Below are 25,187 nucleotides of genomic sequence, written 5' to 3' on the forward strand. Positions count from 1 at the left end.
CTCACTTTCAATTTATTTTGTAAACATTCTGTAAAAATTGTTACAAAAGAAAAAACAGCTTACTGCGCCTGATTAGAAGCGCGCTGCAAGCTGTTCTGAGGAAAAATTTATTGCTCTAAATAATCGTTTAACTGCTGAATTACATCATCAGAAACGGCGTTAGCTCCACCGATAACTTTAGCGTAATTCATGTCTTCATCCTTAAGGTACTCACCAAGCTCATCCGATACCGATTTTCCTACCAGGTATAAACCGGAGTTCGCTTTAGCTGCAGCAGCTGCACCAGAAAGGGCATCGGCATAATTTGTGCCTGTTGCTACGTAAACTGTATCAGATTCCTGGCCAAAGAACTTAGCTACTTCAAGTGAAGTTGCATAACGGTCCTTACCAGAGATGCGGTACGCACCAGGAGCTTGATTGGCAATAGCATCCGGTACAACAGATTTTCCGCCTACTACATACGTTCGATCCGCTCCAAGCTTCACCAATGCGTCTTTTGTTGCTTTCGGCATTGATTTATCGCCAGTCAGAAGAATCGGAAGGTTTTGATCTGCCGCGTAGCTCGCTACTGACAGTGCATCCGGGAAGTTCAGTCCGTTTACAAGTACTGCATTTTTCGATGTGCCAAATTCACTGGCAATTTTAGCAGCTGTCTCATAACGGTCTTTACCCGAAATGCGGTTTACTTTGATTCCTTGATCCTTAAGTACTTTCACCACATCTGCTGAAATGGCTCCTTCACCGCCAAGGACTACTACATTTTTAGCGCCAAGACGCTTGATTTCATCTAATGAAGCTTTTGGCAATGCAGCTGTACGTGTTAATAGCAATGGTGCATCATGTTTCTTCGTTAGAGGTACACCAGCAAGTGCATCCGCATAGTTGTCGCCGCGAGCAAGAATCACAGTGTCAGCTGAATCCCACTCGGACTGGCTTAATTCAACCGCAGTGACATAACGATCAGATCCGGATACACGTTCAACAAACAAATCTGATTCGTTACGTGTAATGGTCAGCTTGTATGATGTCTTATTGCCTGCGCTGTCATTGGCATGGAAGTTAAATTCATTTTTCCCTAAAGCCAGGTCAACTGTTACCGGCACTTTGCCTTCAAAAGGCTCTAAATATTTCACTTCGCTGTCTCCATAGCTGTTAAACAATACATCGTCTTCAAGTGAAAGTTGAACTTCATTGAAGTTATCGCTTAATAACACGTCCAAATCTACTTTATCTGTCGCCTTATTTACCAGCTTGTCTGTATTGATCACGATTTTCGGAGCAACTGTATCTACAAAGTAACCGCGCGCAATAGAGACGGAGTTTCCGTTTACATCCGTTGCTTCAATGATTACGTCATGTCTGCCATCAGCATCAACCGTTACTTCGGTAGAGAAACTGTATAAACCTTCATCCTCTCCTTCAAGTTTTGTAAACGTTACTACCTTATCGTTCACCTTGATGGATTCAAGTGCTGTTTCCTCTGCCACAACTCCAGCTACAGTTATAGTTCTAGTATTGTAGTGTTTATAAGGTTCCGGAGATGAATCGTCTAAATAAATGACTGGTTCTGTCGTATCATCAGCATAGTTTGTTTCATAACTGAAGTTTAATGCCTTGTCAACAGCTACAACTTCTATTTCGTCCACATCCGCTGCTTTGATTCCATAATCATCCAGCTTTATGGAGGTAGTAGCAGAGTCAATATAATCTGTAGGCAGGATATCTTCATCATTAATATAGACGATATAACCTTCAATCCCAACTCCCGCGTCTTCACCTTTGAAACTCAACGTATTGGTGTCGCGGTCATAAGCAAAATCAGAAATTTCCGGAGCGGTATTATCCACATATAGAGGAATTTTCTTCGACTGCCATTTCGCCCCATCAAAATCTACCCTTGATTTAATTTCGTAGGAATACTTGCCGTCTTCAACTTCCTTGTTCTGCACAGTTCCATCCCAGGTACGTGATGAAACTTTAAGTGGAATTTCAAATTCCTCTGGTTTGCTCGGATCATAGGCAGGGAAGCTGGCTGCGTAATAATTTTTTCGAATATTGTTTTCCAGTATAATAGTTCTAAGCTTCGCGCCATCTTCTTTTAACACATTAAACTGAGTTTCTTTGGCATTTCGCATAAAGACCGGCAGTGGCAGTACATCATCATATAGTCCGTCCTGATTACCAGGTGATAGCGGGAATACAGTTTCCCCATCAACCTCTATTGGGTCAATTATGAGCTCTAATTCGTTAGATATAACATCTGAATATTCTTTACCTTCTGGATAATAGTTGTCAAATACAGATTTTTCGTAGAAACGGTCTCCCTCTTCAAATGTCATTTCATCAACAATATCCGGATTGTCCCATTTACCATGGAAGCCCAGATATGGAACAACGAGATCAGGATTCTCAATATCGGTTGAAACAAGCTTTACAAATCCTTCAACAAATTGGTCCTCAGGCAAATCGACTACTTTTTCATTGCCGTCTGCATCCGTGCCTTTAACCTTTGCGTTTGTAAGGTCGAGGGAAACGGTAATATCAACAGAGCCATTTGCCGGTACCGTGACCGATTCAGGACCATTCACAACTGCTCCTTCAAGATCTCCTGCAACAAGCGCATTAACAGTGACTCCACCTTTTACTTTAAACGTGTCAGAAAGAACAGAAGTATCAAGCGTGTACTCTGCAGCTTTATCTGATAGATTAGATGCTGTTAATGTCATAGAAACTGTTTTAGAAGTAAAATCCTTCAAGTTAACTTTTGCTTCTTTTGTTTCTTTATCCGTTACAAAAACAGGTGTTGAAACGGCTGCGTAGGTCTGCATCATACCTGCACCCTGACGGCGTGGTGAAAACGGCTGACCTTGGAGGTCTTCAATGACATTGGCTGTATTCATTAAGAGCGCCTTCGCCAAACGTGTGCGCTCGTCAGCTGTATAATCTTTAAAGCGGGTATCTTTTTTCAGGTATTGCTGTACGAGAGCACTTCCCCCGGCTACATGAGGCGCTGCCATGGACGTACCGCTCATTATGCCGTATTTATTATCATTTAATGTAGAATAGATGCCTCCGCCTGGTGCTGTTAGTTCAGGCTTAAATTCCAGGTCAGGAGTTACTCCCCATGAAGTAAAGTCAGTGGCACGACCCACTTCCGGTCCTTCTTCACGTGATTTTTGGGTTACATCCATGGTTAACGATGAACCATCCGCTAATGCTTCCTCAAGATCAAGACCTGCTGCCCGCTCAACCTTCATAAACGGAATATCCCAGCCGCCCTGGTCTTTATAAAATATATTACTGGTAGAATTATAAACAATAATACCTGCTGCCCCTGCTTTTGCTGCATTTATTGTTTTATCAACAAATGTCAGTGCGCCGCGCTCCACGACAACCACTTTTCCTGTTACATCAATTCCTGCATAATCCTCTGGTGCACCCAGCGCACCCGGTTTACCGGAAAGTCCTCTTAAGCTGACTACTTCCACTTCACCGAGCTCACTCCAGTCATCAATACCAAAGCCTTCAAAATTAGGAACTCCTTCACCTGAAACAGTATGAGAATAGAAATCTAATTGATTTCCAGATGCAGCCACCTGGATTGTATCTGCATTCAGACCCGGTGCTCCGACTAGCCCAATATCAGGATTTTCATAATGCGGATTATCAAACCCGCGGCCAATATGACCTGAGTTTCCTGCCGAAACAGTTGACACAATACCGTTTTCGACTGCTCGGGTAATCGCAAGATCTTCAGGTGACTCCTCTTCATAGAAAGAAGCAGTCGACCCCAGACTCATATTCAATACATCAGCACCTAATTTAATCGAATCATCGATTGCTTTTAAATAAATATCGGAGAAGGTAGAAGGAAACATAGGATCGTTTGAGAATACTTTCATTCCCAGAATCTGTGCTTCAGGTGCTACCCCTTTAATACCCCCGTTTTCAGTATCTCCATTCGCTGCAACTGTTCCTGCTACGTGCATTCCATGAGGCATCTCATCGGCACCCGTGTCACGAATCGTATTATTCAAATCGTAGTAATTATAGCCGTATGGTACTTTTTCTGTAAAAAAGTCACCTTTAACACTGGAATCAGCCTTTAGCCCGGCTACTTCTTCCTGTGTCAGTTCACCTTCCACCCCGTCGCTAAGGATGAAATCACGGTGTGTAGGATCGGTTCCGCTATCAATAACGGAAACAACCATTCCTTCCCCTTTATACTTGGCATCCGCCCAGGTTTGGTAGGATTGTATAAATTCATGGCTAGTGTCCATGTCTTTCTCAAATTCAGGACGTTCGTACTCATTGGCAATATACACCTTTTTAACGCCTGAGAGCTTTTCAATTTTTTCTAAATCTTTATATTTTACAATTCCGCTAAACCCGTTGAAAGAGGCAGAGAAGTCATTTTTATAATTTACCTTTACACCGCTTGAAGCAATTGCCTGCTTAACGGTTTTTTGAGAGGTGGCTGCATCTTTTTCAAAAGAGTCTTTTTCGCCTTCGGATAATTCTTTATATAAAACACCTTTTTTAGTAGCGTACTGAATAGCTGTCTCCCCGGACAATTCAACAATGACACGCACATCTTCACTTTCTTTTATAGCGGCTTTATCTTCAGTTACTTTCCCTTTTTTGGCTCCTGTCATCTTAGCCAGTTTAGCCTGAACTTTTGATGAAATATCGGCTGGAATAGCAGAATTAGTATCCTTTTTTTCTTTGCCTTCGTTGTTTTCCTGTCCAAGAGCTAAAGAAGAGTTGCCAAGAGCCAGTGAAAGTGCCAAAGCAGTGGTTACATTACGCTTCCATTTTTTCGTCAAGTACGTTTCCCCCTTAAGTATGTATGAAACTAAAATCTATTACACTCGTATAACAAATTTCACCCCACATTACCAAATATATCCGAACAATGTAATTTTATATAACCAATTCTGAATAGTCAATATTTTTCGAGAAATTTATTACATTTCTGTAATATTTGATAACCGAAATAAATACTCGATGAAAAAAGCATATAAAAAAGGCTGCCTTTTTTTCAGGCAGCCTTACTGAAACCATTATTTATTAATATAATCAACAGCACCAATATATGCTTTACTCCAATAGGAGTTGCTTAATGAAGTAATTTCCACTCCGTTGTCACCTGAGTGAATAAATTGATTATCGCCAATATAAATTCCGCCGTGAGATGCGCCAGGCTTATAAGTTTCAAACATGACAATATCCCCGATTTTTGGTGAACTGACTTTTTTCCCATTGCTCCAGATATCCGCTGTCGTGCGCGGAAGGTCAATCCCGTGTTTATCGAAAACGTAATTCAAATACCCGCTGCAATCGAAGCCGGATGGTGTGGTACCGCCCCATAGATAAGGAGTTCCGATGTATTTTTTTGCCGTTGTGACAATTTCCGCCCCTGTATCCACGTTTTTAATTGGTTTAGGCGGATCAAATGCTGAATCCTGCACCACTTGCTTTCCGCCAATCACCACAATATTGCTCGTTTTTTTCTTTTTTAATACGTCTCTTACTGCAGCTGGGACTGAAGCTTTTCTAACCAGCAGCACGGGCTGGTTCTTATTTGCCGCATAGGTAGAACCTGTTAACGCATCCGCAAAACCTTCACCGGTTGCTGCTGTTGCAGTTGAAACGGTTGAAGAATAGAGCGTTTCCGTCACCTTTGCTGCTGTTTCATAGCGGTCTTTACCAGAAATACGGGTTGGTTTAGGTAATGCATTATAAACAGATTTTGAGACTGCTGCCGTTCCGCCGACAACATATGTACTTGTATAGTTCCCTACCTCTTTTTTAACGGAAGGGTCCATTTCATTTTTACCAGTAAGCAAAATCGGATACTGGTTTTTAGCTGCGTAAGATGCTACTGCTAAACTATCAGCAAACGTAGCGCCATTTACAACGATGGCTTTGGAACCGCCTATGCGCTGGGCAATTTTAGCAGAGGTCTCAGACCGGTTTGCACCCTGTATGCGGTCGATTTTTATATTCAGATCCGTAAGTTGCTTTTCAGCCGCTTTTGAAATAACCGAAGGACCACCTAATATCACAACTGTGGAAGCTTTTAGTCTTTTTATTTCATTCAGTGTGTTTTTATTAATACTGTCTTTACTTGATAATAAAATCGGCGCATTTAATTTATGTGCTAAAGGAGCTCCAGCCAATGCATCCGGAAAATTATCTCCTACAGCAAGAACAACTGTTTTTGCGGTTGTCCATTGTTCCTTGGATATTTTAACAGCGGTATCATAACGATCCGCCCCTGAAATTCTGTCGATATTATAGGTTGATGCATCTGCCTGATCTATCTCTATGATCGAGAGGAACATCATCACAATCACAAAACATAAAAGAACTTTAGTCTTATACAATCGGTATCTTCCTTTCAAATATAAAGTTAGTGTAACGAGATTTATTGTAACATTAACTATGAAACTAGCATTTTACAATTAGGTTACATTTAGATTAATAAGGTTTATTTTCCAATTATATCTCTAACGGGACCAGTTAATTTCCGTTGCAGGCGAGGCTTTCCGCTCCATTAAACCTAAGCTTTGGTATTTTAAATTAAACCGAGAATAGGATAATTGACATAACAAAAAACGCCCTAACGAACACATCTTGTTCGTTAGGGCAACTTTTATTGTTTTATACAGCCTAATAGATTCGACTGTTTAATAATCTTTTTCCTGATCAAAGTTATATAAGTACAGATGCTGTGAAAGCTTCCACATAAAGGTGCGTTCAATTTCACTTACTACCCAGCGTTTTGGTACCTCTTCTGAAATATCCCACTGTGCATTGTTTTGAAAATAAAAACAGGCGTCTATGTACCAGGAGTGGAGAACGGTATGGTCAATAAATTCTCTTTCCAGCCCATTAACCCCTTCATCCTTTGCCAGGTACTTATGATAGTATTTGTCATGATTAGCCGTTATCAGTTCTTCCATATCGTTTCTGACACGGGATTGAATTTTCAGCAAATGCTGGTCCAGGGCTTGAACTGATTCGAACTTTTCACCGTGGAGCAGCGTGGATAGTGTCCGTTTAATTTCTTTTTCGACCTCTAAAAAATAAATCAAATTCTGCAGCAGCGATTGTTTATATTGCTCCAAAGTAGGATTTATGTATCGCTTTTTATCTACCTGCTGGCTTATGCTCTGATGAATTGAATCAGTTGAGTAGGATTTTGTCAGCCCGTCCACCATCATTTCAACTTTTCGCTTAAGCTGCTTTTTTTCTTCATTTGTCTGCACTTTTCTATCTTCAGTTGCTGTTTCACCATTTTTCTTGTTCCGTCCAAATGAAAATAAATTCATACAGCCGCTCTCCCCTTTACTTCGCCCTTAATTCTCCCATCCTTCTTAAAACAGACGGATCCCCTATTCCATAACAGTAATTTTCATAATAGCATAGTAATAAAAAACCGGTACCTATTTTCTCAAAAAAAAGAACCTTTTTTCCTGAGAAAAAAAGTTCTGACCACTTGTACTTTTTACTTAATTTTTTTCTTTTCTTTAAAAACCATTGCCATAAATTGCGGAATTGACAGCATTCGTTTCCATCTTGTTGGTTCCTGCGCAAGCCTGAACAGCCATTCTAAATATAGCTTCTGAAATAGAACCGGTGCGCGTTTTAAATTTTCAGAGTAAACATCAAAACTTCCACCGAGACCTACAAAAAGACCCTGATTAAACTGAGGAAGATTATGATGAATCCATTCTTCCTGCTTGGGATAACCCAATGCTACAAACACAATATCAGGCTGAAGATCATTAATCAATTCGACCATTGATTCATCTGATGGAAGATTATAACCTGATCTGTATCCTGTAATATCTACGTTCGGATATTCGTTTTTAACTTTTGAAACTACTTTTGATACATTTTCCTGGGTAGCACCTAGAAAAAAGACCTTTTTCTTATAATGATTTGCTTCTTTAAGCAAACGTAAAAATAAGTCATAGCCGGCTATTCGTTCTTCAACCGGCGTCTTTAGCAGCTTTGATGACAGCACAACGCCTATACCATCCGGTACAATGACATCTGCATTTTGAATAATCGAACTGAAGCCCTTATTGTTCTTTGCATACATAACAATCTCGGGATTTGCAGTGACGATAAAGTTTTTTTCTTTATTTAACAGCTTAGGCAGGATACGCTCCTCCATGAGCTTGTCCATGGAGTGGCGATAAAATTTATATCCCACAATATTTACAGTTGGTGGTTCATTATATTGTGAACTCATATGGATAACACTCCATTTTCAAATTGAGTACCTGACGGTTAATTTTTTGTTGGATCGTAGGCACTTTGAAGATCGGCTCCCTTTTGCCTGAAAGCTTTTTGTTCTTTTTTTGACATCGCTTTATACTCTTTTAAAAATGCTTCATATTTGGGCATTACATCTTCAATTTTTCCAAATTCCTTAACTTTTCCAAACTCCAGCCATAATGCTTTTTCACAGAATTCCTTCATCTGCCCGACTGAATGACTGACGAAAAAAATAGTTTTCCCCTGCTTCTTGAATTCATTCATTTTATCTAAACATTTAGCAGCAAAGGCTTTATCCCCTACCGATAATGCTTCATCTATGATTAAGACGTCGGGATCAATGGTTACTGAAATGGCAAAGCCAAGACGCGACTTCATTCCACTTGAATAGCTTTTTACAGGCTGATCAATAAATTTTCCAAGGTCTGCAAAATCAATAATTTCAGGCTCCAATGTTTTTACCTGTTCTTTCGTAAAGCCAAGCATTAAGCATTTTAACTCGATATTTTCCCGGCCGGAAAGGTTATTATTTAAACCGGATTGAACCGCAATAAGAGCGGATTGCCCTTTCACCTCTACTCCGCCAAATGTCGGAGGAACAATTCCTGCGATAATGTTGGAAAGAGTGGATTTACCTGAGCCATTGACCCCAATAAAACCAATAACATCACCTTTCAGAGCTTCGAAGCTGACCCCTCTCAAGGCAAAAAATTCTTCTCCAAAACTTTTAGGCAAAATAAGATCCAGCATTTTTTCGGACTGCTTGCTATATAGTTTATATCTTTTTGCAACATCTTTTACTATGACTGATTTTTCCATTTTACCTCACCTTGTATTATAAGAAGTCGATTAATTGGTTTCTGAATTTCACATGAAGAATCGAACCCAGCCATAATAAAACAAACATTAATGACCAAAAATAAATAGTGTAATCCCAATGTTCAATAAAATACCAGTTATGATTAAAGAAAGCTGCGCGATACCCTTCTATCAAGTAATACAGCGGATTGATTCGCATGATTGTCTGAACAAAATCCGGCAGACTGAACGAAACCCACAGAATTGGGGAGACATAGATCAGCATGCGCAAAACAGCCTGAACTATCATTTGAACATCGCGAATAATCGTTGCAAGCGTCGAAGTAATTAAGTTAATTGTAAACACTAATACGACGGTTGCAAATAAGAAATACGGAAGCTGTAAATAATAAATCGAGATTGGCGAACCTGTAAATTGAAAAATGATAATAGCAATTGCCAGTAAAATAAAGTGTGGATAGAGCTTGGAAAACATCACAAAGCTTGGGATCGCACTGGTAGGGAAGCTCATCTTGGCAATCATTTTTATTCTGGTATAAATTGATTTTGAACCATGAAGCAGTGCCGGCTGTACGAAAAACCAAACAAGCATACCTGCAAACAGCCAATGGAAAAACGGAACCCCTTCTACAGGTTCATCTCTCCTGATGGCATAACCGAATACAAACCAGTAAATGCTGAGCTGTATTGCAGGGTTGAGCAGTTCCCATGCCAATCCCAGATAATTGTTGTTGTTGATGCTTTTTATTTCATACATAGCAAGTCGCTGTATCAAGTAAAAATGATCGATCTGCTCTTTAATTACGGTTATTAAAGCTTTCATTGGTACCATCCCATCACTGGCGTTCGGAAGGAGAACTGTCAAAAAAAACTTCATCTACTACTCGTTTTGCAGCATTTCCGTCTTCCCAATCGCAATATTTATCATAAAATGAATGATTTATTTCCTTATTTTCATCAAGTTCAGTATTTTTTACTGCTTCAATCAAGATTGAAGTTGTTTTGACAAGCGGGCCGGGTGCAGAAAGCTCCAGATCAAAATAAAAACCTCTGAGCTGGTCACGATACTTGTCTATATCATATACGTAAAAAATAACCGGACGGTTTAAATTTGCATAGTCAAAAAATACGGATGAGTAATCTGTGATTAACAGATCTGACACGATATATAAATCACGAATATCATCGTAATCAGAGAAATTATAAGCAAAGCCTTTATAATTTTCAATATCAAGCTGATCAGCCACTAAATAGTGCATACGCAGTAAAATGATATAATCATTGCCCAGCTTCCTGCGCATTTCTTCTAAATCCATTTTTAAGGAAAATTTATATTTTCCTACTTCTATATATTCATCATCACGCCATGTAGGAGCGTAAAGAATGATTTTTTTATTCTTCGGCAGTTCATTTTTTTCTTTAAATTCCCTGGTGAATTCAGCATGATCTTTATTGTATAACGCATCATTTCTTGGATATCCGCTTAACAGCATATTTCCATTAAAACCAAATGCCCGCTTAAAAATATCAGCGGAGTACTTATTTGGAGCAATTAGATAATCCCAATTGCCAGACTCCCTTGTAAAATTTTTTCTGTATTTTTCAGTGGTAGTTCCGGGCATCTTAACATCAGCAATATCAATGCCTAATTTTTTTAATGGCGTGCCATGCCATGTTTGAATGTAAACGGTATTATGCGGCTTTTTCATCCATAATGGAAGACGGGCATTGATAACCCAGTATTTGGCCGTAGCCATATAGTATACCCATTTAAGCGTAAACCGGGTTAGTATCTGAATGTTTTCGTGTTCGAAATTTTTACGTTCATTTTTATTGATGCTCCAGTACATGTCGAATTCAGGATGGTTTTCAAGCAGGTACTCATAAATTGCCCTGGGATTGCAGCTGAACTGCTTCCCGTGAAAACTTTCAAAAATAATGACATTCTTTTTCCTGGGAAGCTTTCCAAACAGTACAAACAGCCTTTTGAAAACTTTAGATACAAGACCTTTTGCTTTCGCAATGCTTTTTTTCACCAACATACCTTCACCTACTATTTTGGTTTCTATAATTTCTCCAGCATATAATCAACCAGATTTTTGGAGGAATACCCTTTTGAATACTTGTTCCATTCTTCACAAAACATATTAATACGCTGCATCGGAACACTTTCTGCAGGTTGCTTTAGCGCTTCAATGAGTGATTCTGTATCCGTAACTACTGGCCCAGGCACGAGTTGATCATAATTTGCCCATATACCGCGTTCTTTACTATACTCCTTTAAGTCATATGCAAAGAAAATCATCGGTTTACCTAATAGACAATACTCGAATGGTATGGAAGAATAATCAGTTATCAGCACATCAGTAACCTGCAACAGTTCATTTACATCGTAGTCTGCATCAATCAGCAAAAAGGAGCTGCCTGATTGCTCCGGCAGAATAATGGATTGTTTTGTAACTGGATGGAATTTAATAATAAAGAAATACTCTTCACCCAGCTCTTTTTGAAGAAATGATAAATCCAATTGATTTTGATGATCGGGATGGTCCCTGAAAGTTGGTGCATATAAAGCAATCTTTTTGTCTGCCAGATGTGGGTAGTCCCTATAAAAAGATGCACGTATCTTGTCTTTTTCTTTATCAGAATAAAATAAATCAGTTCTTGGTATTCCAGTTCGAAGAAACACATCTTTCTCCAAACCGAATGCTTTTGTAAAGACCCCGGCCATTTCATCTGAGCCGACAACGATCTTAGTAAATCTGTTATAAACCTGACGAAATCTTTTTAATGAAATAGCTGTTCTTTCAGTTGTGCTTTTATCTTCCAAACCAAAACTTTTAACAGCACCTGCTGCATGCCAGATTTGAATGCATTCTACATCTTTTTTAAAACTTGAAACAGCCAGAAATGCAAAATAGTTGTCAACAACCACCAGCTTGGCTGTTGCCAAATGGTAAATTCTTTTAAAGTATAATCGTTTATCTTCCAATGATATAAGCTTGACCCGTTTATCATCCCTCTCAAGCAGGCCTTCATAAGAAGTTCGATTGCAAATCAAGATGATTTCCATTGAATCAGGGCGCTTTTTTAATTCTTGTAAAATGTAATGAGCATTTTGTCGAAAGGTAACATACATAACGATTTTTTTTTGCAGCGGCTGCATATTATAAAATGAAAATACAATTTTAAAAAGAGCTAAATAAAGCGTTTTGATCACATCAATAATCATGCATTTTTCGTTCCTATTAGCAAATCTTTTTTAATTTTGGTTGTTGAAATACCATTTGTACGATCTAAATAAACTACTTCGCAATATTCTTTAAGAAAATCAAATTCGCCTTTCCAGTCATCGCCCATTACAAAAATATCAACCTTGTTATCTATTACATCTGATATTTTTTGGTCCCAATTGTCTTCAGGTATAACTTTATCTACATACTGAATGGATTCAAGAATCAGTTTGCGATGTTCATAGGAATGGTAGGCATCTTTATGCTTCAGTTTATTAAATTCATCTGTTGATAAAGCAACAATTAACTCGTCTCCTAATTCTCTTGCTCGTTTTAATAAGTTAATATGGCCCCAATGAAGCAAATCATAGGTTCCATAAGTGAGTACCGTTTTTGTTTTCCCCATAGTGAGCACCTCTTTCAGTTTAATCATTTTTTTACATTATATTAATATTTACTTATTAATTGGCGGGTAAAATAAAGTAGATCATATAAATTAGACGTATCCCATTAAAATAAGTTACCAATCTTGCAATTCTATTTTTTATCAGTAATAGAAATATCTTACTTTTTCCCTTTTAACCCAAAAAATCTGAATAGATTTTATTCAGATCTTTTGGCGTTTCTTTCTTTCGTTATTTCCTGATATATTCTTTGGCAGTTAAGTTGATCCACCCTGTCAAAGATCAGATCTTTTTTGCTTTTCACTTCTTCGTTTTCTTTAAAGTTAGCTTCGATACTTTCCCGAATGAAATGGATTAGTTCATCCTCACTATTGGCAATATCCCCTAGAAATGTTTCTTCAAATGGACGCATGATGCCGCCTTTAAAAAACGAATCACGGTCAAAATGGTAGTAGATAACCGGCTTGCTCAAATAAGTGAAGTCAAACGATACACTGGAATAATCGGTAATCATCAGTTTATTTTCTTTCAATAAGTCCTGTACATTTTTTTCGCCCAGGCGAATAAATCGAATGGTTTCATCAAATGTTGTCCCAAACTCATCAAAAAACTGCTGCATTCTGTAGTGCGGGTAAAAATTCAATACTAAGTTATTTTCTTTCAGGATGCGGATGAGCTCAGGGTTTTTCAAGAAACTCGTATATCTGCTTAAATATTCAGATTGAAGCAGCGCATCTGTGGTATTTAACCATTCCCTCCATGTTGGAATGAGCAGAATTTCTCTTTTGGGATTGTGGTCTTTGAGAAGCTCATCAAATCGCGATAATCCAGTTACTCTCAGGTCCTTAGCATCATACCCAAGCTGTTCCATCACCATCGTCTTCTCATCGGTTGAACTTACACAGAAAATATCAAACGGCTGTTTGTAATATTTTTTGTTGTACTCCACCATTTTTCTGCCTAGAACTCCGTGCTGTAAAAACACTTTTACTGTATCTTTATAATTAGCCGATTGGATTCCTTTAAATGGAAGGAAATAATCAAAATCATGTGATCCTATCAAGACGGTCGCTTTTGACGCAATGTCAAAATGCTCTGGTGAACCTGAGATTAGGACATTCCCCAAATACTCAATGTTTTTCAGATCATGGGACCCTTCCTCTATCGCATAATAAACTTTTTGATCAGGGTAGGTCAGCCTGCAGTATTTAAAGAAATGGTAGCCGGTATCCTGTGCAGTATCCGGTCTTTCCCCAATCAGCCAAATCTCTTCCTGGTCTACTGATTGTTTTAAATACTGGCTATAGCTTTTATCCATCTTAAATGTTTCAACTTTTAAGTTCCCTCTTGGCGTAATTGTTAAACAATAACTGATATTAATTTGTTCATATTTCGACTGCAAGTCAGTGGAAGCAAGGACATCGTCTTTAAAGTAGTTATATTCCTTTAGCCCGATCTTTTCTCTTCTGATGATCTTCTCATTCTTTATCTCAACATAAAAATCAAGAATATCTTTAGATGAAACGATCAGCTGCTGAAGCTCAATTAAGGAAATACGTGCTTCAAACATTGAATTGGCATGATCTTCTTTTCGCTGAAAATTTCTAATAGACTGCAGCTTTGAAATCACTCTCGAAACAGGAAAGATGATTTCCTCTTCAGTTACCCTGTTGCGTACTGCGATTCTTGTTTCATTTTCAGCCGCCTGATGCAAACCTTCAATATAAGCGGAACCTTTAAGAATAAGATCCAGATTGTCAAACCTGAAGCTCGTCACATTTCTTTTAAGCGGCACCAAAGAATACGTAATTGACAGCCTTTTATAGATCGTCAGGTAAAAGTACATCGCATAGAGAGAATCATCTACAGGATATGTTTTTCTTGATGTTTTGGTAAAGTCACTCTGGTTTGTCTTTAATCTGAACCTTCTTGATTCATTGTTCATGGTTACCTCTATATAAGCATCCCAAATTTTCTTGACAGGCGTAGGTTCATGTAAAAGGTCTGCGTACTTAAAGGAACATACAGCGGTAAATTGTTTCTCTGACTGTTCGTACATTAAAGGAATAGACATACCTTCATCAGAATCACGCTGCCGCAGGAAAAGCGACATAGAAGTAAGTACGTCATCCTCTGCTAAGCGCATCCGTTTTTCTTTAAATTTAGCATGAAAATGAATCGTATCATCATCAAGATGAATATCGAGTGCATCAGAAGTGATCAAAATCGGTTTTATATTAATTGATAACCCTTTTTGTTTAGTGCGGTAGTGAACACCTTTAAGAGATTCTTTATCAGTTGGATAGAAAAATTCTCTTTTTTCATTAAAAATCGTTTTTTCAAATATCTTCATTCTATATTGGTAGATTGTCTCTTGATCTTTAAGACAGATATAATAATCCCAAATCCCTTTTGTTAGATCAAGCTCAGTTAGATCAGCCTCAACACTCCATTTTTCTCCAACAATATCCATTGGCAGGAAAAAAATATTATGTGAGCCTCTGCGTTTAATGCCGACAGATAAATCGAACTGCTGGTTGAAAAAAGCGAGAAATTTTGTATCCACCCACCCCTTCAAATGAAGCCGGCCATTTGTCAGATCGTATTGCTCTACTTTGTTTGGGAGATTCTTTGCAATCTCTATATTCTCCCTTGAAAGAGCATTGATGCTCAAATTGCCAAAAGAAGTGCGATAAGGAGCAAAAAGAGTGTCTCCTATACATATATAACTGTTTATAAAATCGTCCTCAACTGCTTTGACAGGAACGTACAGCCTGTGAGAACGCTGAACAGTGCCATTAAAATTAAGAATGACATTAAATTTGACATCATGATCCTGTAAATCGCTCAATCTGCTTAAATCGAATGCGACAGTAAAAGCAGATCTGCTTCCAGGGAGGATTTTATTAAAAAGAGTATCAATCGTCACTTCTTCTGTGAGTAACGCTTCTTTGGTTTTCGGATTAACTAGAGACATCGTCAAAGGCTTCACGCTTAGATCCGCGAGATGAAGGAACTTTGCCACGCCGCTTATTGTTAAAATACTATTTTCTATTTTAATTTCACTAGCTGACACTTCACTTTTGATCAATTTGACCAGTGAAGAACGAGTTGATTTGATTTTATTTATGAGTATTCTTTTTGATACTCGGGCAACCTTACGAGATGTACTTCTCATAAACGTTTCTCCTTCATGTTCATTTCTGGATACTTTATTATCAGCATATCCCAGGACTAATAATATATCCTCCCCAAAAACATTGCAAATTTCATTTTTGTGACGAAGGTGATGATAATAAGACAGATTAGAGAAAATTCAGAAAACCACTATGCTTTTATACATAGTGGTTTTAATCTGATTATCTGTTTAAAAGCTTTGACCAAAATCCTTTTTGCTGGATTTCTATCGGTGGATTAATTTCGATCGGAAGGCCATTTAATAGGTTTTCTGCATTTTGAATCACGCCAAAATCATTTCCGCAGGAATTCTCCAGCGCTTGAAGTGCTCTTTTCATCGTAAAACCGCGACGGACAGTGTCATGAGCATCAGAAGCGACGAAATGGGCTAGATGATGTTCCAGCAGTTCGATTGAGAACCGTTGGATTTTTTTCCCGAAATCACCTGACACACTTGCAGCCGTTACTTGGGAAAGAGCCCCTTGATTGATTAGCCGAAACAGCTTTTCCGGATCCTCAATAATGGCTGAATTCCGTTCTGGATGAGCAATGATCGGCACAAGACCAGCTACCAGCATGTCATACAGGACCCGCTCGGTATAGGCCGGCACTTGAGAGGACGGCAATTCTATTAGAACGTATTTTGATGTTCCAGCCAAAGTGAGTATTTCATCTTGCTCAAAATCCTCTACTATTTCCCCATAAATCCGGATCTCTTGTCCCGGATGAATTTTAATAGGAAGAGATTTTTTTTGAATAAGTGAATTTAGCTTGTCCACAGAAGAAAGAACATCTGATTTTTCATTGACGTAGCTCCTGTTGCGATGATGGGGAGTCGCAATAATGTCCGTGATGCCATCTGCAATCGCGTGTTCAAGCATGTCGAGTGTATCAGAATCCTCAATCGGACCATCATCAACACCAGGAATTATATGGCAGTGAATATCAATCAAACGCTCCCACCTCCGATTTAACCATTTCCATAATAATAATATTCATCGTTACTCTTCATTTTTTTATCATTTAAAATAACGCCCAATATTCTCGCCTTGGCAGAAAGCATCAGTTCTTTCGCTTTAACTGCCTTTTCCTTATCAGCAATACGGGATCGGACAACCAGGATGCTCCCGTCACATTGATGAGATAACACCTGGGCATCTGTCACCGCTAATACGGGCGGAGAATCAAATACAATTAGATCATAGACGCTTTTAGCTGCCGTAATAAAACTTGTCATGCCACGGGAAGATAACAGCTCCGAAGGATTAGGAGGAATAGGACCTGAAGGCAGAATATCCAGTCTTTCAATTTCTGTTTTTGTGACTGCACCGTCCAGCTCAGATTGTCTCGTTAAAACATTTGTTAACCCAAGCGTGTTCATTATATTAAATGTAAAATGAACCGTTGGCTTTCTCATATCGGCATCAACTAAAAGAACTCGTTTTCCCTGCTGTGCGAAAACGATTGCCAAATTCGCAGCGGTTGTGGACTTACCTTCCCCTGGACTTGAAGAAGTAACAACAACTGTTCGGATATCATCTTCAATGGCTGAAAATTGGATATTCGTTCTAATTGTTCTGTACTGTTCAGATGCAACAGACCTTGGATTTACTTCCGCAATAAGGTTTCTTTTTTTTATTTCACTATTTTTATTTTTTTTACCCGCCATATCGCTCACTCCTTACATCTGCAGTTCGTGATTTCTTTGGTTTTGGATCTTCTTCCACAATGCTCGTAATATTTCCAATGACGCCTAGGAGTGGCAAATCCAGGGTTTTTTCTATATCCTGTTCTGTTTTGATTGTATTATCTAGGTATTCTAATAGGAACGCTAATCCCACACCGATCATTAAACCGACAACCAGTGCAATGGCCATATTCAAAATAGGCTGCGGACTTACAGGCGCCTGACTGGATTTAACTTCTGCAGGTGCCAGAATACTTACATTATCTACATTCATTAATTCTACAATGTCTTCTTGAAAAACTGCCGCCGTACTATTTGCAATGTCAGCAGCTACATGAGGATCAGGATCCTGGACTGACACATTTACGACCTGTGATTCGCTTTCAGTCTGCACAGTAATTTTTTCATTTAATTGTGCCGCTGAAAATTTGCCGTTCATCTGTTCAGAAACCTTATCCAGAATGACCGGACTTTTAATAATTACGTTATATGTATTTATCAATTCCAAGTTTGCTTGAATATCAGAAACGTTTAAATTTGGCTGCTCTGTCCGCTCTTGATTGACAAGTAATTGTGTAGAGGATTGATAGACAGGTGTAATAAAGAAGTAAGATACAACAGCGCTGGCTGAAACAGCGATTAATGCGATCATAATAATCAAAAGCATACGTTTTTTAAGCGTATTAAATAATTCTTTTAAACTAATAGTTTCTTCCATTCTGGTGGTTCCTCCTGACATTGATAAAAATAACCACCTCATTATAGCATAACGGTTAAGTGGAATACGTACTATTTCTCATAATTCGTCAAACTTTTACAAATTACCTACCATTCAATTACAACATCTTATATAATAATAATCGGATATTTACCACAACTTTTATATCATTTTACAAAGGGAGTTTTAACCTATATGATTAGAAAAATATTGATTGTATTATGTTTTTTAGTATGTGCATCCATTATTTTCATAGGAAACCGCATATGGGTAGCTTCTCAGGAAGATATGCTCCGCCAAAAACCGAAAGAAATTCATCCCGCAGATCAATCATCAACAGAATCAACTAATGCAGCAGCTGATGAACAAAAGACTGATTTAGAAAAAAATCTTGAACAGCTTCCTGTTAAAACCATCGAAATGTGGGTAGAGAATCAAGAAAGCGAAAAACCTGTCGATATAACATTCGTAGCCTCTGCATCAGCACTGTCTTCGGATGAGAACTGGACAACGATCGTAGAGGACGAGCTTTCTTCTATTTACAGTGAGACAACGCTTAATTTCTCTGTTATATCAAATGATGGCACATCGGAAGAATGGTTTAAAGCTTTTGAAGAAGGAAGTTTTGAGTTGGATGACGAAGATATAGTGCTGTACGAGCTGCCGACTCTTATGGATAATGGTGTTCTTTCTTCTGAAGATCAAGTATTCTATACTAGTAGCTTCCTGGAAGATTTTACTTCACTTTATCCTGAAGCAAGTATGTTCGTTCTGCCGTCACAGCCACTCTATGACTCTACCTTTTATCCACAGCAGGTTGAAGCTGTTCGGGAAGCAGCAGAAGAGTATGACATTACGTATGTAAATCATTGGACCGACTGGCCTTCAATGGACGATGAAGATCTGAAAAACTATTTAACAGAGGAAAACGATCCCAATGAATTGGGCCACATGACGTGGGGAACGTATCTAGTTAACTATTTTTCTGCAAATTAATTTTTAGGAGAGTGACGTATGAAAAAAACAATGTTCGCTATCGCCGCTACAGCTGCTCTGTCATCTTTTTATGGAGCTGATAACGAAGCTGAAGCAAGCACCACCCACAAGGTAACCTCGGGTGACTCATTATGGAAAATCGCCAATAAGTACAGCACTTCGATTAGCAGTTTAAAAAGTCTAAATAACCTGTCTTCAGATCTTATTCACCCAAATCAAGTATTAAAGATTTCTGGAAGCTCAGCATCACCCTCAACTCCCTCTTCCAGCACGGGATCGTATACAGTAAAATCAGGCGATACTTTAGGCGCGATTGCACAGCGGAACAATATGACACTTTCCACACTGAGACAGCTTAATAATATCAGCGGTCATTTAATTTATCCCGGCCAGACTCTTAAACTATCTGGAGGCTCTGCACCATCAACTCCAGCGCCATCTCCATCTATTTCTCAGCCGGGCACATCATCTACATACACGGTTCGTTCAGGTGATACTCTTGGAAGAATTGCGTTAGACAATAAAGTTACCGTATCAAATCTTAAATCATGGAATAACTTATCTTCAGATCTGATTAGAGTCGGTCAAAAGTTATCAATTAAAGGCGGCAGCAATCAGGGATCATCTCCTGCTCCATCTGCACCTTCTACCGGCGGAAATGTATCAAATAACGTAGTGAGCATTGCGAAAAATCAAATGGGGGTACCATATGCCTGGGGTGGCTCTTCACCAGCCGGCTTTGATTGCAGCGGATTTATCTATTACGTATATAAGCAAGCCGGGGCAGACATCTCCCGTACAAATGCAGAAGGTCAGCACGCACGTTCCTATGAAGTTTCCAGCCCTGCAGTCGGGGATCTGGTTTTCTTTGAAAATACATACAAGAGCGGTATTTCACATGTTGGTATCTATGTAGGCAATAATCAGTTTATCCATGCGAATGATGACGGTGTGCAAATTACAAGCTTAAGTAATTCGTACTGGAAATCTAAATTTGAAAGTTTCAAACGTTTTTATTAAGCTACACTTATAAAAAGCTGTTTCAACAATCGATCATCCATATCGATTGTTGGAACAGCTTTTTTATTTGTTGTGTAGTCTTCCATTGAAAATAATAGTATTTGAGATTTAAAGCCTTTACAGGTTTACATTAATATCAGATGTCGTATTAATACAGGTGAATAAATACAGGCAGGATAGAACATTACTAATCTGGAATAGCAATGTTCTTCCAATATATGATATTATCACTAAAAAGGCTGTAAAATTAAAGCCCCTGCTCTCACTTCAAGCAATCTTCACTCCGAGTTATACGTCATGACTAATCCCTGCCATTCTATAATCGAAAGGACGATAAAAGTGAATGTAGGCTCCATCATCAAGTACTACAGAACAAAAAAGGGGTTAACTCAAACAGAGTTAGCAGAAGGAATATGCTCGACCTCCCATTTAAGCAAAATAGAAACCAATATGTATACAGCTAATGAGGACACGCTCAATATGCTTCTGAAACGGCTGAATTTGCGGCTGGAAGAGGAACATAGCAGAATGAAAGAGCTCCACGATCTGCTGCATGATTTTATTTTTTCAATTTTTATGCATGATGGCGACCGGGCCGACATATTATTTAATGAGATCATCCAAAAGCATGACTATATGGAAACGAGCGATTATGTAAACCTCTACCACCTTTATATATACCGGTATTACTGCTGGAAAAAATCACATGACAAAGTAAAAGAAACACTTAAAGTAATTCAGAGAATAAAAACCACGTTTACCAGTGTTGAAAAAAATATCTACGTTATTTTTAAAGCCATTAACGCAAGTATTGAAAACGACAGTGAAGCGGCAATTCGTTTAATAACGGAATTCCTTCAAAATCCGCTTCCTCTTGGACGTTTTTGGATTGGTGAAGCGTATTACTTACTATCGCATTCACATAGCCGACTCAATCAGCCCGAAGCTGGTGTGATGTTTGGAAAGAAAGCATACGAAATTTTTGAAGATGATTCAAACTGGATCCGGATCATTTATGTCCAAATGATTTTAGGCATTAATTATATGAAATTACGTCTTTTCTCTGAAGCAAATGCTATTTATGAGCCACTTCTCAGAAACACCAGGCTGTTCTTTAAAGATAAGTTTTATCCTCATACATTGGTCAATTATGCAAGATGTTTACTGCAATCTAAAGAATATATCAGATCAAAGAAAATGTTTGAAGAGGCATTATCAGTACTTCCTCCCGGATCGGATTATTATGCAGTGGCATTGCTTGGCTGGATTGAAATTGGCTACAGAACAAATCACACTACACAGGAATGGGAAGGGAAACTTCAACAACTGCATGATATAAGTTTAAATTTAGAAGGTAAATTCTTTTTCCATTATGCTGTTTTCTATAAAAAAAGCCAATTTTCCCAAGTCGAAGGCACCAAATATGCGATAAAATGGTTATATCCCTATTTAATCAAAAATTCTTACTATGACGAAGCAAGAGAAATCGTTCAGGAAATTATTGATTATTATAGCGGAGAAAACGACATAGTTAATGCTAAACACTATTACGACCAATGGAGAAGACTGGTCGAAAAGGAGAGAATGTATAATGAAGAAGCTTACTAAAACATTAATCTCACTCGCTTTTGGTGTTACGTTGTTGATCAGCAGCGGGTTTGTAACTGGATCGTCCTTATCAGCAGATGGTTTTTCTCAGCAAGGTGGCAAAGTCATTTGGCCTCCTAGCGAAGGGACCGCTTGAATTTTCCCAATAGACGAAAGTTTTAAACTATTTTACACTTAGAATATGAAATGACCCAGCAATACCCTCTCATTGACCGTCCATTTTAATGGGCGGTACTTTTTTGTAAAAAACTATCTCTCCATAATAAAAGCCGCCTGCCACGTTCAAAGTTTTTGTCCTAACTTTGAGCGCAGTAAGCGGCTATGGCATTACTAACTGTGACATTAGAGCGCAGCCTCCTCTGTCAGCAGCCGATCAGTCAGCTTCATAAATAATTCACGGTCTCCATCCTGCAACGCCTTATCAATTAATCGGTGAATATTTTGTTTTTCCAAATGATATATCTCTTCGTTATACTGTTCTTCTTCAATATCCGACTTAACCTGCTGTACGTAAAAAGTCGTAATGGATTTTAAATGATCCACTAAATCAGATATCTGCAGCAGCTGAAATAGAGGAATGCGGAAAATTCTTGTTCCACGCTGAAAAACAAATACATCCGTTAAATTGTCGATTTGTTTTGTTTTTAAATTAATGCGAATTTCGTTCGATTCAACGGGAATAAACTGATATACTTCGTTACCTTTAACAACGGAGAAATATTGATACGCAAAAACAAGCTTAAGATCATTGCCTTCCTGGAGTGTATAAAATGGTTTCATCATTTTGATCATCAGCAGCACAGTACCCTCCCCCTTACATTATTAGTGGGAATATTCAGTTATTTAATTATATTATCATACATTTTATGAGAAAGATAAAGGGAAAATACTTGGTAATTTCAATTCCAATGTACAACACGTCCATCCGCTTCTTCTCCATCGCCCCAGTTAAGGGTTAATTTAGTATGCTATAATAATATAAAACTTTTTTTATTCTGAATTATGAAGCAGGTTAATTAAAGAAAAACCACTTCCCATTTAGGAAGTGGCGTAAAAGCAGGTTATTTTATTGTAAATTAATCAAGAACTTTCACTTGAACTTCTTGTACACCATAGTTAAGTGCTTCTTCTTGAGAAGGAATGAAGATATCAATTTTATTTCCTTTGATTGCTCCGCCAGTATCTCCAGCGATCGCTTCTCCGTATCCTTCAACCCATACTTTTGAACCTAGTGGAATTACATTAGGATCTACTGCAATGACACGCTGATCAGGATTTGCACGCAGGTCTATGCCTGTCGCTGTAGTACCTGAACAACCGTTACAAAATGCAGTGTATGCTGTTGCTGTTACGGTTAATTCCTGTGTTGCTTCAGCAGGAGCTGATTCTTCTGCTGGTGCTTCAGCCGGTGCTGCTTCTTCTTCAGGAGCCGCTTCTTCTGCAGGTGCTGCTTCTTCTGCAGGGGCGGTTTCTTCTGCAGGTGCTGCTTCTTCTGCAGGGGCCGCTTCAACTGGTGCTGCCTCTTCTGCAGGGGCTGCTTCCTGAGCTGATCCACCTGCTACAACAAGTTGATCTCCAGGGAAGATTAAATCGCTGGATAAACCATTCCAGCTCATGAGTTCTTCAAGAGAAATATCGTGATTTTGAGCGATTTTAGATAATGTATCGCCACTGACTACAGAATATTTTTCCTCAACGTCATTGCTGACCTTTAGTTGCTGGCTAGGGTATATGATAGTAGATGATAGTTTATTCCAGTCAGTTAGTTCTTGAACCGTGACGTTATTTTCTTGAGAGATCGCCCACAGCGTTTCTCCTTTTTCTACTGTGTGGGTTGATGATGCTGACGCTTGACCTGCTGCGCCTGCTGTTAGTGCTGCTACTGCTGTTAATGTAACGATTTGTTTTTTCATGAAATGAAGCCCTCCTTTTCATTAACAGTGCCTATCATATCATCTACACATGACAAAATAGTGTCAATAGAGTTAGAATCTAGTAACAATTAGATTACGTGATTTTATGTATTCCTCTCATTGACACATGTCTACTGGAGAACTATACTAGAACCTATCTTTGTGAAGAATGTTTCATACTATAAGGAAATCTGGAGAGAAATAGAGGAGCTGATTAAAGATGGATCGCGTAGTAAATTTTTCTGCTGGACCTTCTGCACTTCCCTTAGAAGTGTTGCAGCGAGCACAATCTGAGCTAATAAACACCCACCACTCAGGAATGTCGGTTATGGAAATGAGTCATCGATCGAAGGCGTTTGAACGAATTCTTCAAGAAGCAAAAAGCCGACTTAGAAATTTATTAGAAATTCCTGATTCCTATAAAATTCTTTTTTTACAGGGGGGTGCTTCATTACAATTCTCTATGATTCCATTAAATTTGTTACAAAAAGATCACGAAGCTGCTTATTTAATCACAGGTTCCTGGTCAAAAAAGGCAGTAAAGGAAGCAAAAAAGATAGGAAATGTGAAAATTCTTGCTACATCAGAAAATGATTCATTTCGTTCTATTCCAGATTTCTCAAAATCAACCCTTTCTTCAAAAACATCTTACATTCATATCACCGGAAACAATACTATAGAAGGAACCCGGATTTCAAGCGTGCCAAAAATAGATTCCATCCCTGTCGTCTCAGATCTCTCATCGAGTATTCTCTCGGAAAAAATTAATGTAGAGGATTACGGTGTTATTTACGCAGGTGCTCAAAAGAATTTAGGTCCGTCGGGTGTTACAGTGGTCATTATTCGGGAGGATTTGGTAGGCAATGCAGATCCAAATATCCCTTCCATGCTGAATTATGCTACTCATGTAGAAGCTGATTCGTTATATAATACTCCTCCAACTTTTGGAATTTACATGATGAATCTTGTGTTAGAATGGATTGAGTCACTTGGTGGCGTAGCAGAAATTGAAAGCAGAAATCGAAAAAAAGCCTCACTGCTTTATGAAGCAATTGATCAATCACCTCTTTTTTATTCACCGGTGAATAAAGCGGATCGTTCATTAATGAATATCCCATTTAAAACCGAAAGTGATGAGCTTGATCAAGCATTTCTTCAATATGCTTCGTCAAATGGGCTGGTTGAATTAAAAGGGCACCGATCAGTCGGAGGAATGCGTGCCAGTTTATATAACGCAATGCCTTTTGAAAGTGTAGAGAGATTAGTAGAAGCTATGGCCGGTTTTGAGAGACAGATTTCAGCAACATCAAACTGAGGAGG

General features: G+C 38.6%; 20 protein-coding genes. 5 read left to right on the top strand and 15 right to left on the bottom strand.

Annotated features, from left to right (window positions below; translation table 11 throughout):
• Positions 1-107 precede the first annotated feature (107 nt).
• From E2R51_RS07965 to E2R51_RS08025, 13 genes are all read right to left on the bottom strand, one after another.
• Positions 108-4,826, bottom strand: a complete 4,719-nt coding sequence (locus E2R51_RS07965; RefSeq protein ID WP_133376531.1) for a cell wall-binding repeat-containing protein — start codon at positions 4,824-4,826, stop codon at positions 108-110.
• Between the two features lie 237 nt (positions 4,827-5,063).
• Positions 5,064-6,389, bottom strand: coding sequence for a cell wall-binding repeat-containing protein (locus E2R51_RS07970; RefSeq protein ID WP_240733003.1), 1,326 nt, complete (start codon positions 6,387-6,389; stop codon positions 5,064-5,066).
• A 303-nt stretch (positions 6,390-6,692) separates the two neighbouring features.
• Entirely contained in the window at positions 6,693-7,337 is a 645-nt protein-coding gene (locus tag E2R51_RS07975; protein ID WP_133376532.1) for a hypothetical protein, read from the bottom strand.
• Between the two features lie 176 nt (positions 7,338-7,513).
• Positions 7,514-8,266, bottom strand: a complete 753-nt coding sequence (locus E2R51_RS07980; protein WP_133376533.1) for a WecB/TagA/CpsF family glycosyltransferase — start codon at positions 8,264-8,266, stop codon at positions 7,514-7,516.
• 38 nt (positions 8,267-8,304) lie between these two features.
• Entirely contained in the window at positions 8,305-9,111 is an 807-nt protein-coding gene (tagH, locus tag E2R51_RS07985) for a teichoic acids export ABC transporter ATP-binding subunit TagH (RefSeq protein ID WP_133376534.1), read from the bottom strand.
• Positions 9,112-9,127: 16 nt separating this feature from the next.
• Positions 9,128-9,934, bottom strand: a complete 807-nt coding sequence (locus E2R51_RS07990; protein ID WP_133376535.1) for an ABC transporter permease — start codon at positions 9,932-9,934, stop codon at positions 9,128-9,130.
• A 13-nt stretch (positions 9,935-9,947) separates the two neighbouring features.
• Positions 9,948-11,147, bottom strand: a complete 1,200-nt coding sequence (locus E2R51_RS07995; protein ID WP_240733004.1) for a CDP-glycerol glycerophosphotransferase family protein — start codon at positions 11,145-11,147, stop codon at positions 9,948-9,950.
• A 29-nt stretch (positions 11,148-11,176) separates the two neighbouring features.
• Positions 11,177-12,343 carry a CDP-glycerol glycerophosphotransferase family protein gene (locus E2R51_RS08000; RefSeq protein WP_133376537.1) on the bottom strand — a complete coding sequence of 389 codons (1,167 nt, stop codon included), beginning with the start codon at positions 12,341-12,343 and terminating at the stop codon, positions 11,177-11,179.
• The gene (gene tagD / locus E2R51_RS08005; protein ID WP_133376538.1) at positions 12,340-12,750 is read right to left on the bottom strand and encodes a glycerol-3-phosphate cytidylyltransferase; all 411 of its coding nucleotides are present in this window, start codon (positions 12,748-12,750) and stop codon (positions 12,340-12,342) included. The genes E2R51_RS08000 and tagD overlap by 4 nt, the downstream gene beginning before the upstream one ends.
• Positions 12,751-12,947: 197 nt before the next feature.
• Entirely contained in the window at positions 12,948-15,926 is a 2,979-nt protein-coding gene (locus tag E2R51_RS08010; protein WP_133376539.1) for a CDP-glycerol glycerophosphotransferase family protein, read from the bottom strand.
• Positions 15,927-16,107: 181 nt separating this feature from the next.
• Positions 16,108-16,878, bottom strand: coding sequence for a tyrosine-protein phosphatase (locus E2R51_RS08015; protein ID WP_133376540.1), 771 nt, complete (start codon positions 16,876-16,878; stop codon positions 16,108-16,110).
• 17 nt (positions 16,879-16,895) lie between these two features.
• The gene (locus E2R51_RS08020) at positions 16,896-17,594 is read right to left on the bottom strand and encodes a CpsD/CapB family tyrosine-protein kinase (RefSeq protein ID WP_133376541.1); all 699 of its coding nucleotides are present in this window, start codon (positions 17,592-17,594) and stop codon (positions 16,896-16,898) included.
• Positions 17,584-18,330 carry a YveK family protein gene (locus E2R51_RS08025; RefSeq protein WP_133376542.1) on the bottom strand — a complete coding sequence of 249 codons (747 nt, stop codon included), beginning with the start codon at positions 18,328-18,330 and terminating at the stop codon, positions 17,584-17,586. Before E2R51_RS08025 ends, E2R51_RS08020 begins: the two co-directional genes overlap by 11 nt.
• Positions 18,331-18,525: 195 nt before the next feature.
• Here E2R51_RS08025 and E2R51_RS08030 point away from each other — a divergent pair, with 195 nt between their 5' ends.
• The 4 genes from E2R51_RS08030 to E2R51_RS19770 all read left to right on the top strand — a co-directional run bounded on the left by E2R51_RS08030 (position 18,526) and on the right by E2R51_RS19770 (position 22,090).
• Entirely contained in the window at positions 18,526-19,326 is an 801-nt protein-coding gene (locus tag E2R51_RS08030) for an SGNH/GDSL hydrolase family protein (protein ID WP_133376543.1), read from the top strand.
• Between the two features lie 18 nt (positions 19,327-19,344).
• Positions 19,345-20,346, top strand: coding sequence for a C40 family peptidase (locus E2R51_RS08035; RefSeq protein WP_133376544.1), 1,002 nt, complete (start codon positions 19,345-19,347; stop codon positions 20,344-20,346).
• 339 nt (positions 20,347-20,685) lie between these two features.
• Complete coding sequence (locus E2R51_RS08040) at positions 20,686-21,954, top strand: helix-turn-helix domain-containing protein (RefSeq protein WP_165967174.1); 1,269 nt, start codon at positions 20,686-20,688, stop codon at positions 21,952-21,954.
• A complete protein-coding gene (locus tag E2R51_RS19770) occupies positions 21,938-22,090 on the top strand; it encodes a hypothetical protein (protein ID WP_165967175.1) in 153 nt (50 codons plus the stop codon). Before E2R51_RS08040 ends, E2R51_RS19770 begins: the two co-directional genes overlap by 17 nt.
• A 206-nt stretch (positions 22,091-22,296) precedes the next feature.
• Here E2R51_RS19770 and E2R51_RS08045 read toward each other — a convergent pair whose 3' ends face one another.
• Positions 22,297-22,746 carry an IDEAL domain-containing protein gene (locus E2R51_RS08045; RefSeq protein WP_240733042.1) on the bottom strand — a complete coding sequence of 150 codons (450 nt, stop codon included), beginning with the start codon at positions 22,744-22,746 and terminating at the stop codon, positions 22,297-22,299.
• Between the two features lie 284 nt (positions 22,747-23,030).
• Entirely contained in the window at positions 23,031-23,867 is an 837-nt protein-coding gene (locus E2R51_RS08050; protein WP_133376546.1) for a 3D domain-containing protein, read from the bottom strand.
• A 220-nt stretch (positions 23,868-24,087) separates the two neighbouring features.
• On the opposite strand from E2R51_RS08050, the gene serC reads away from it, so the two are divergent.
• A complete protein-coding gene (serC, locus tag E2R51_RS08055) occupies positions 24,088-25,182 on the top strand; it encodes a 3-phosphoserine/phosphohydroxythreonine transaminase (RefSeq protein ID WP_133376547.1) in 1,095 nt (364 codons plus the stop codon).
• The last annotated feature ends 5 nt before the right edge of the window (positions 25,183-25,187 follow it).

Origin of the sequence: Jeotgalibacillus sp. S-D1 (assembly GCF_004358665.1) — a bacterium.
Lineage (GTDB): Bacteria > Bacillota > Bacilli > Bacillales > Jeotgalibacillaceae > Jeotgalibacillus.

Coding starts and splice junctions, on each gene's coding strand:
- E2R51_RS07975 (WP_133376532.1), bottom strand. CDS start 7,337: ATGAATTTATTTTCATTTGGACGGAACAAGAAAAATGGTGAAACAGCA.
- E2R51_RS07980 (WP_133376533.1), bottom strand. CDS start 8,266: ATGAGTTCACAATATAATGAACCACCAACTGTAAATATTGTGGGATAT.
- tagH (WP_133376534.1), bottom strand. CDS start 9,111: ATGGAAAAATCAGTCATAGTAAAAGATGTTGCAAAAAGATATAAACTA.
- E2R51_RS07990 (WP_133376535.1), bottom strand. CDS start 9,934: ATGAAAGCTTTAATAACCGTAATTAAAGAGCAGATCGATCATTTTTAC.
- E2R51_RS08000 (WP_133376537.1), bottom strand. CDS start 12,343: ATGATTATTGATGTGATCAAAACGCTTTATTTAGCTCTTTTTAAAATT.
- tagD (WP_133376538.1), bottom strand. CDS start 12,750: ATGGGGAAAACAAAAACGGTACTCACTTATGGAACCTATGATTTGCTT.
- E2R51_RS08010 (WP_133376539.1), bottom strand. CDS start 15,926: ATGAGAAGTACATCTCGTAAGGTTGCCCGAGTATCAAAAAGAATACTC.
- E2R51_RS08020 (WP_133376541.1), bottom strand. CDS start 17,594: ATGGCGGGTAAAAAAAATAAAAATAGTGAAATAAAAAAAAGAAACCTT.
- E2R51_RS08025 (WP_133376542.1), bottom strand. CDS start 18,330: ATGGAAGAAACTATTAGTTTAAAAGAATTATTTAATACGCTTAAAAAA.
- E2R51_RS08030 (WP_133376543.1), top strand. CDS start 18,526: ATGATTAGAAAAATATTGATTGTATTATGTTTTTTAGTATGTGCATCC.
- E2R51_RS08035 (WP_133376544.1), top strand. CDS start 19,345: ATGAAAAAAACAATGTTCGCTATCGCCGCTACAGCTGCTCTGTCATCT.
- E2R51_RS19770 (WP_165967175.1), top strand. CDS start 21,938: ATGAAGAAGCTTACTAAAACATTAATCTCACTCGCTTTTGGTGTTACG.
- E2R51_RS08045 (WP_240733042.1), bottom strand. CDS start 22,746: ATGATCAAAATGATGAAACCATTTTATACACTCCAGGAAGGCAATGAT.
- E2R51_RS08050 (WP_133376546.1), bottom strand. CDS start 23,867: ATGAAAAAACAAATCGTTACATTAACAGCAGTAGCAGCACTAACAGCA.
- serC (WP_133376547.1), top strand. CDS start 24,088: ATGGATCGCGTAGTAAATTTTTCTGCTGGACCTTCTGCACTTCCCTTA.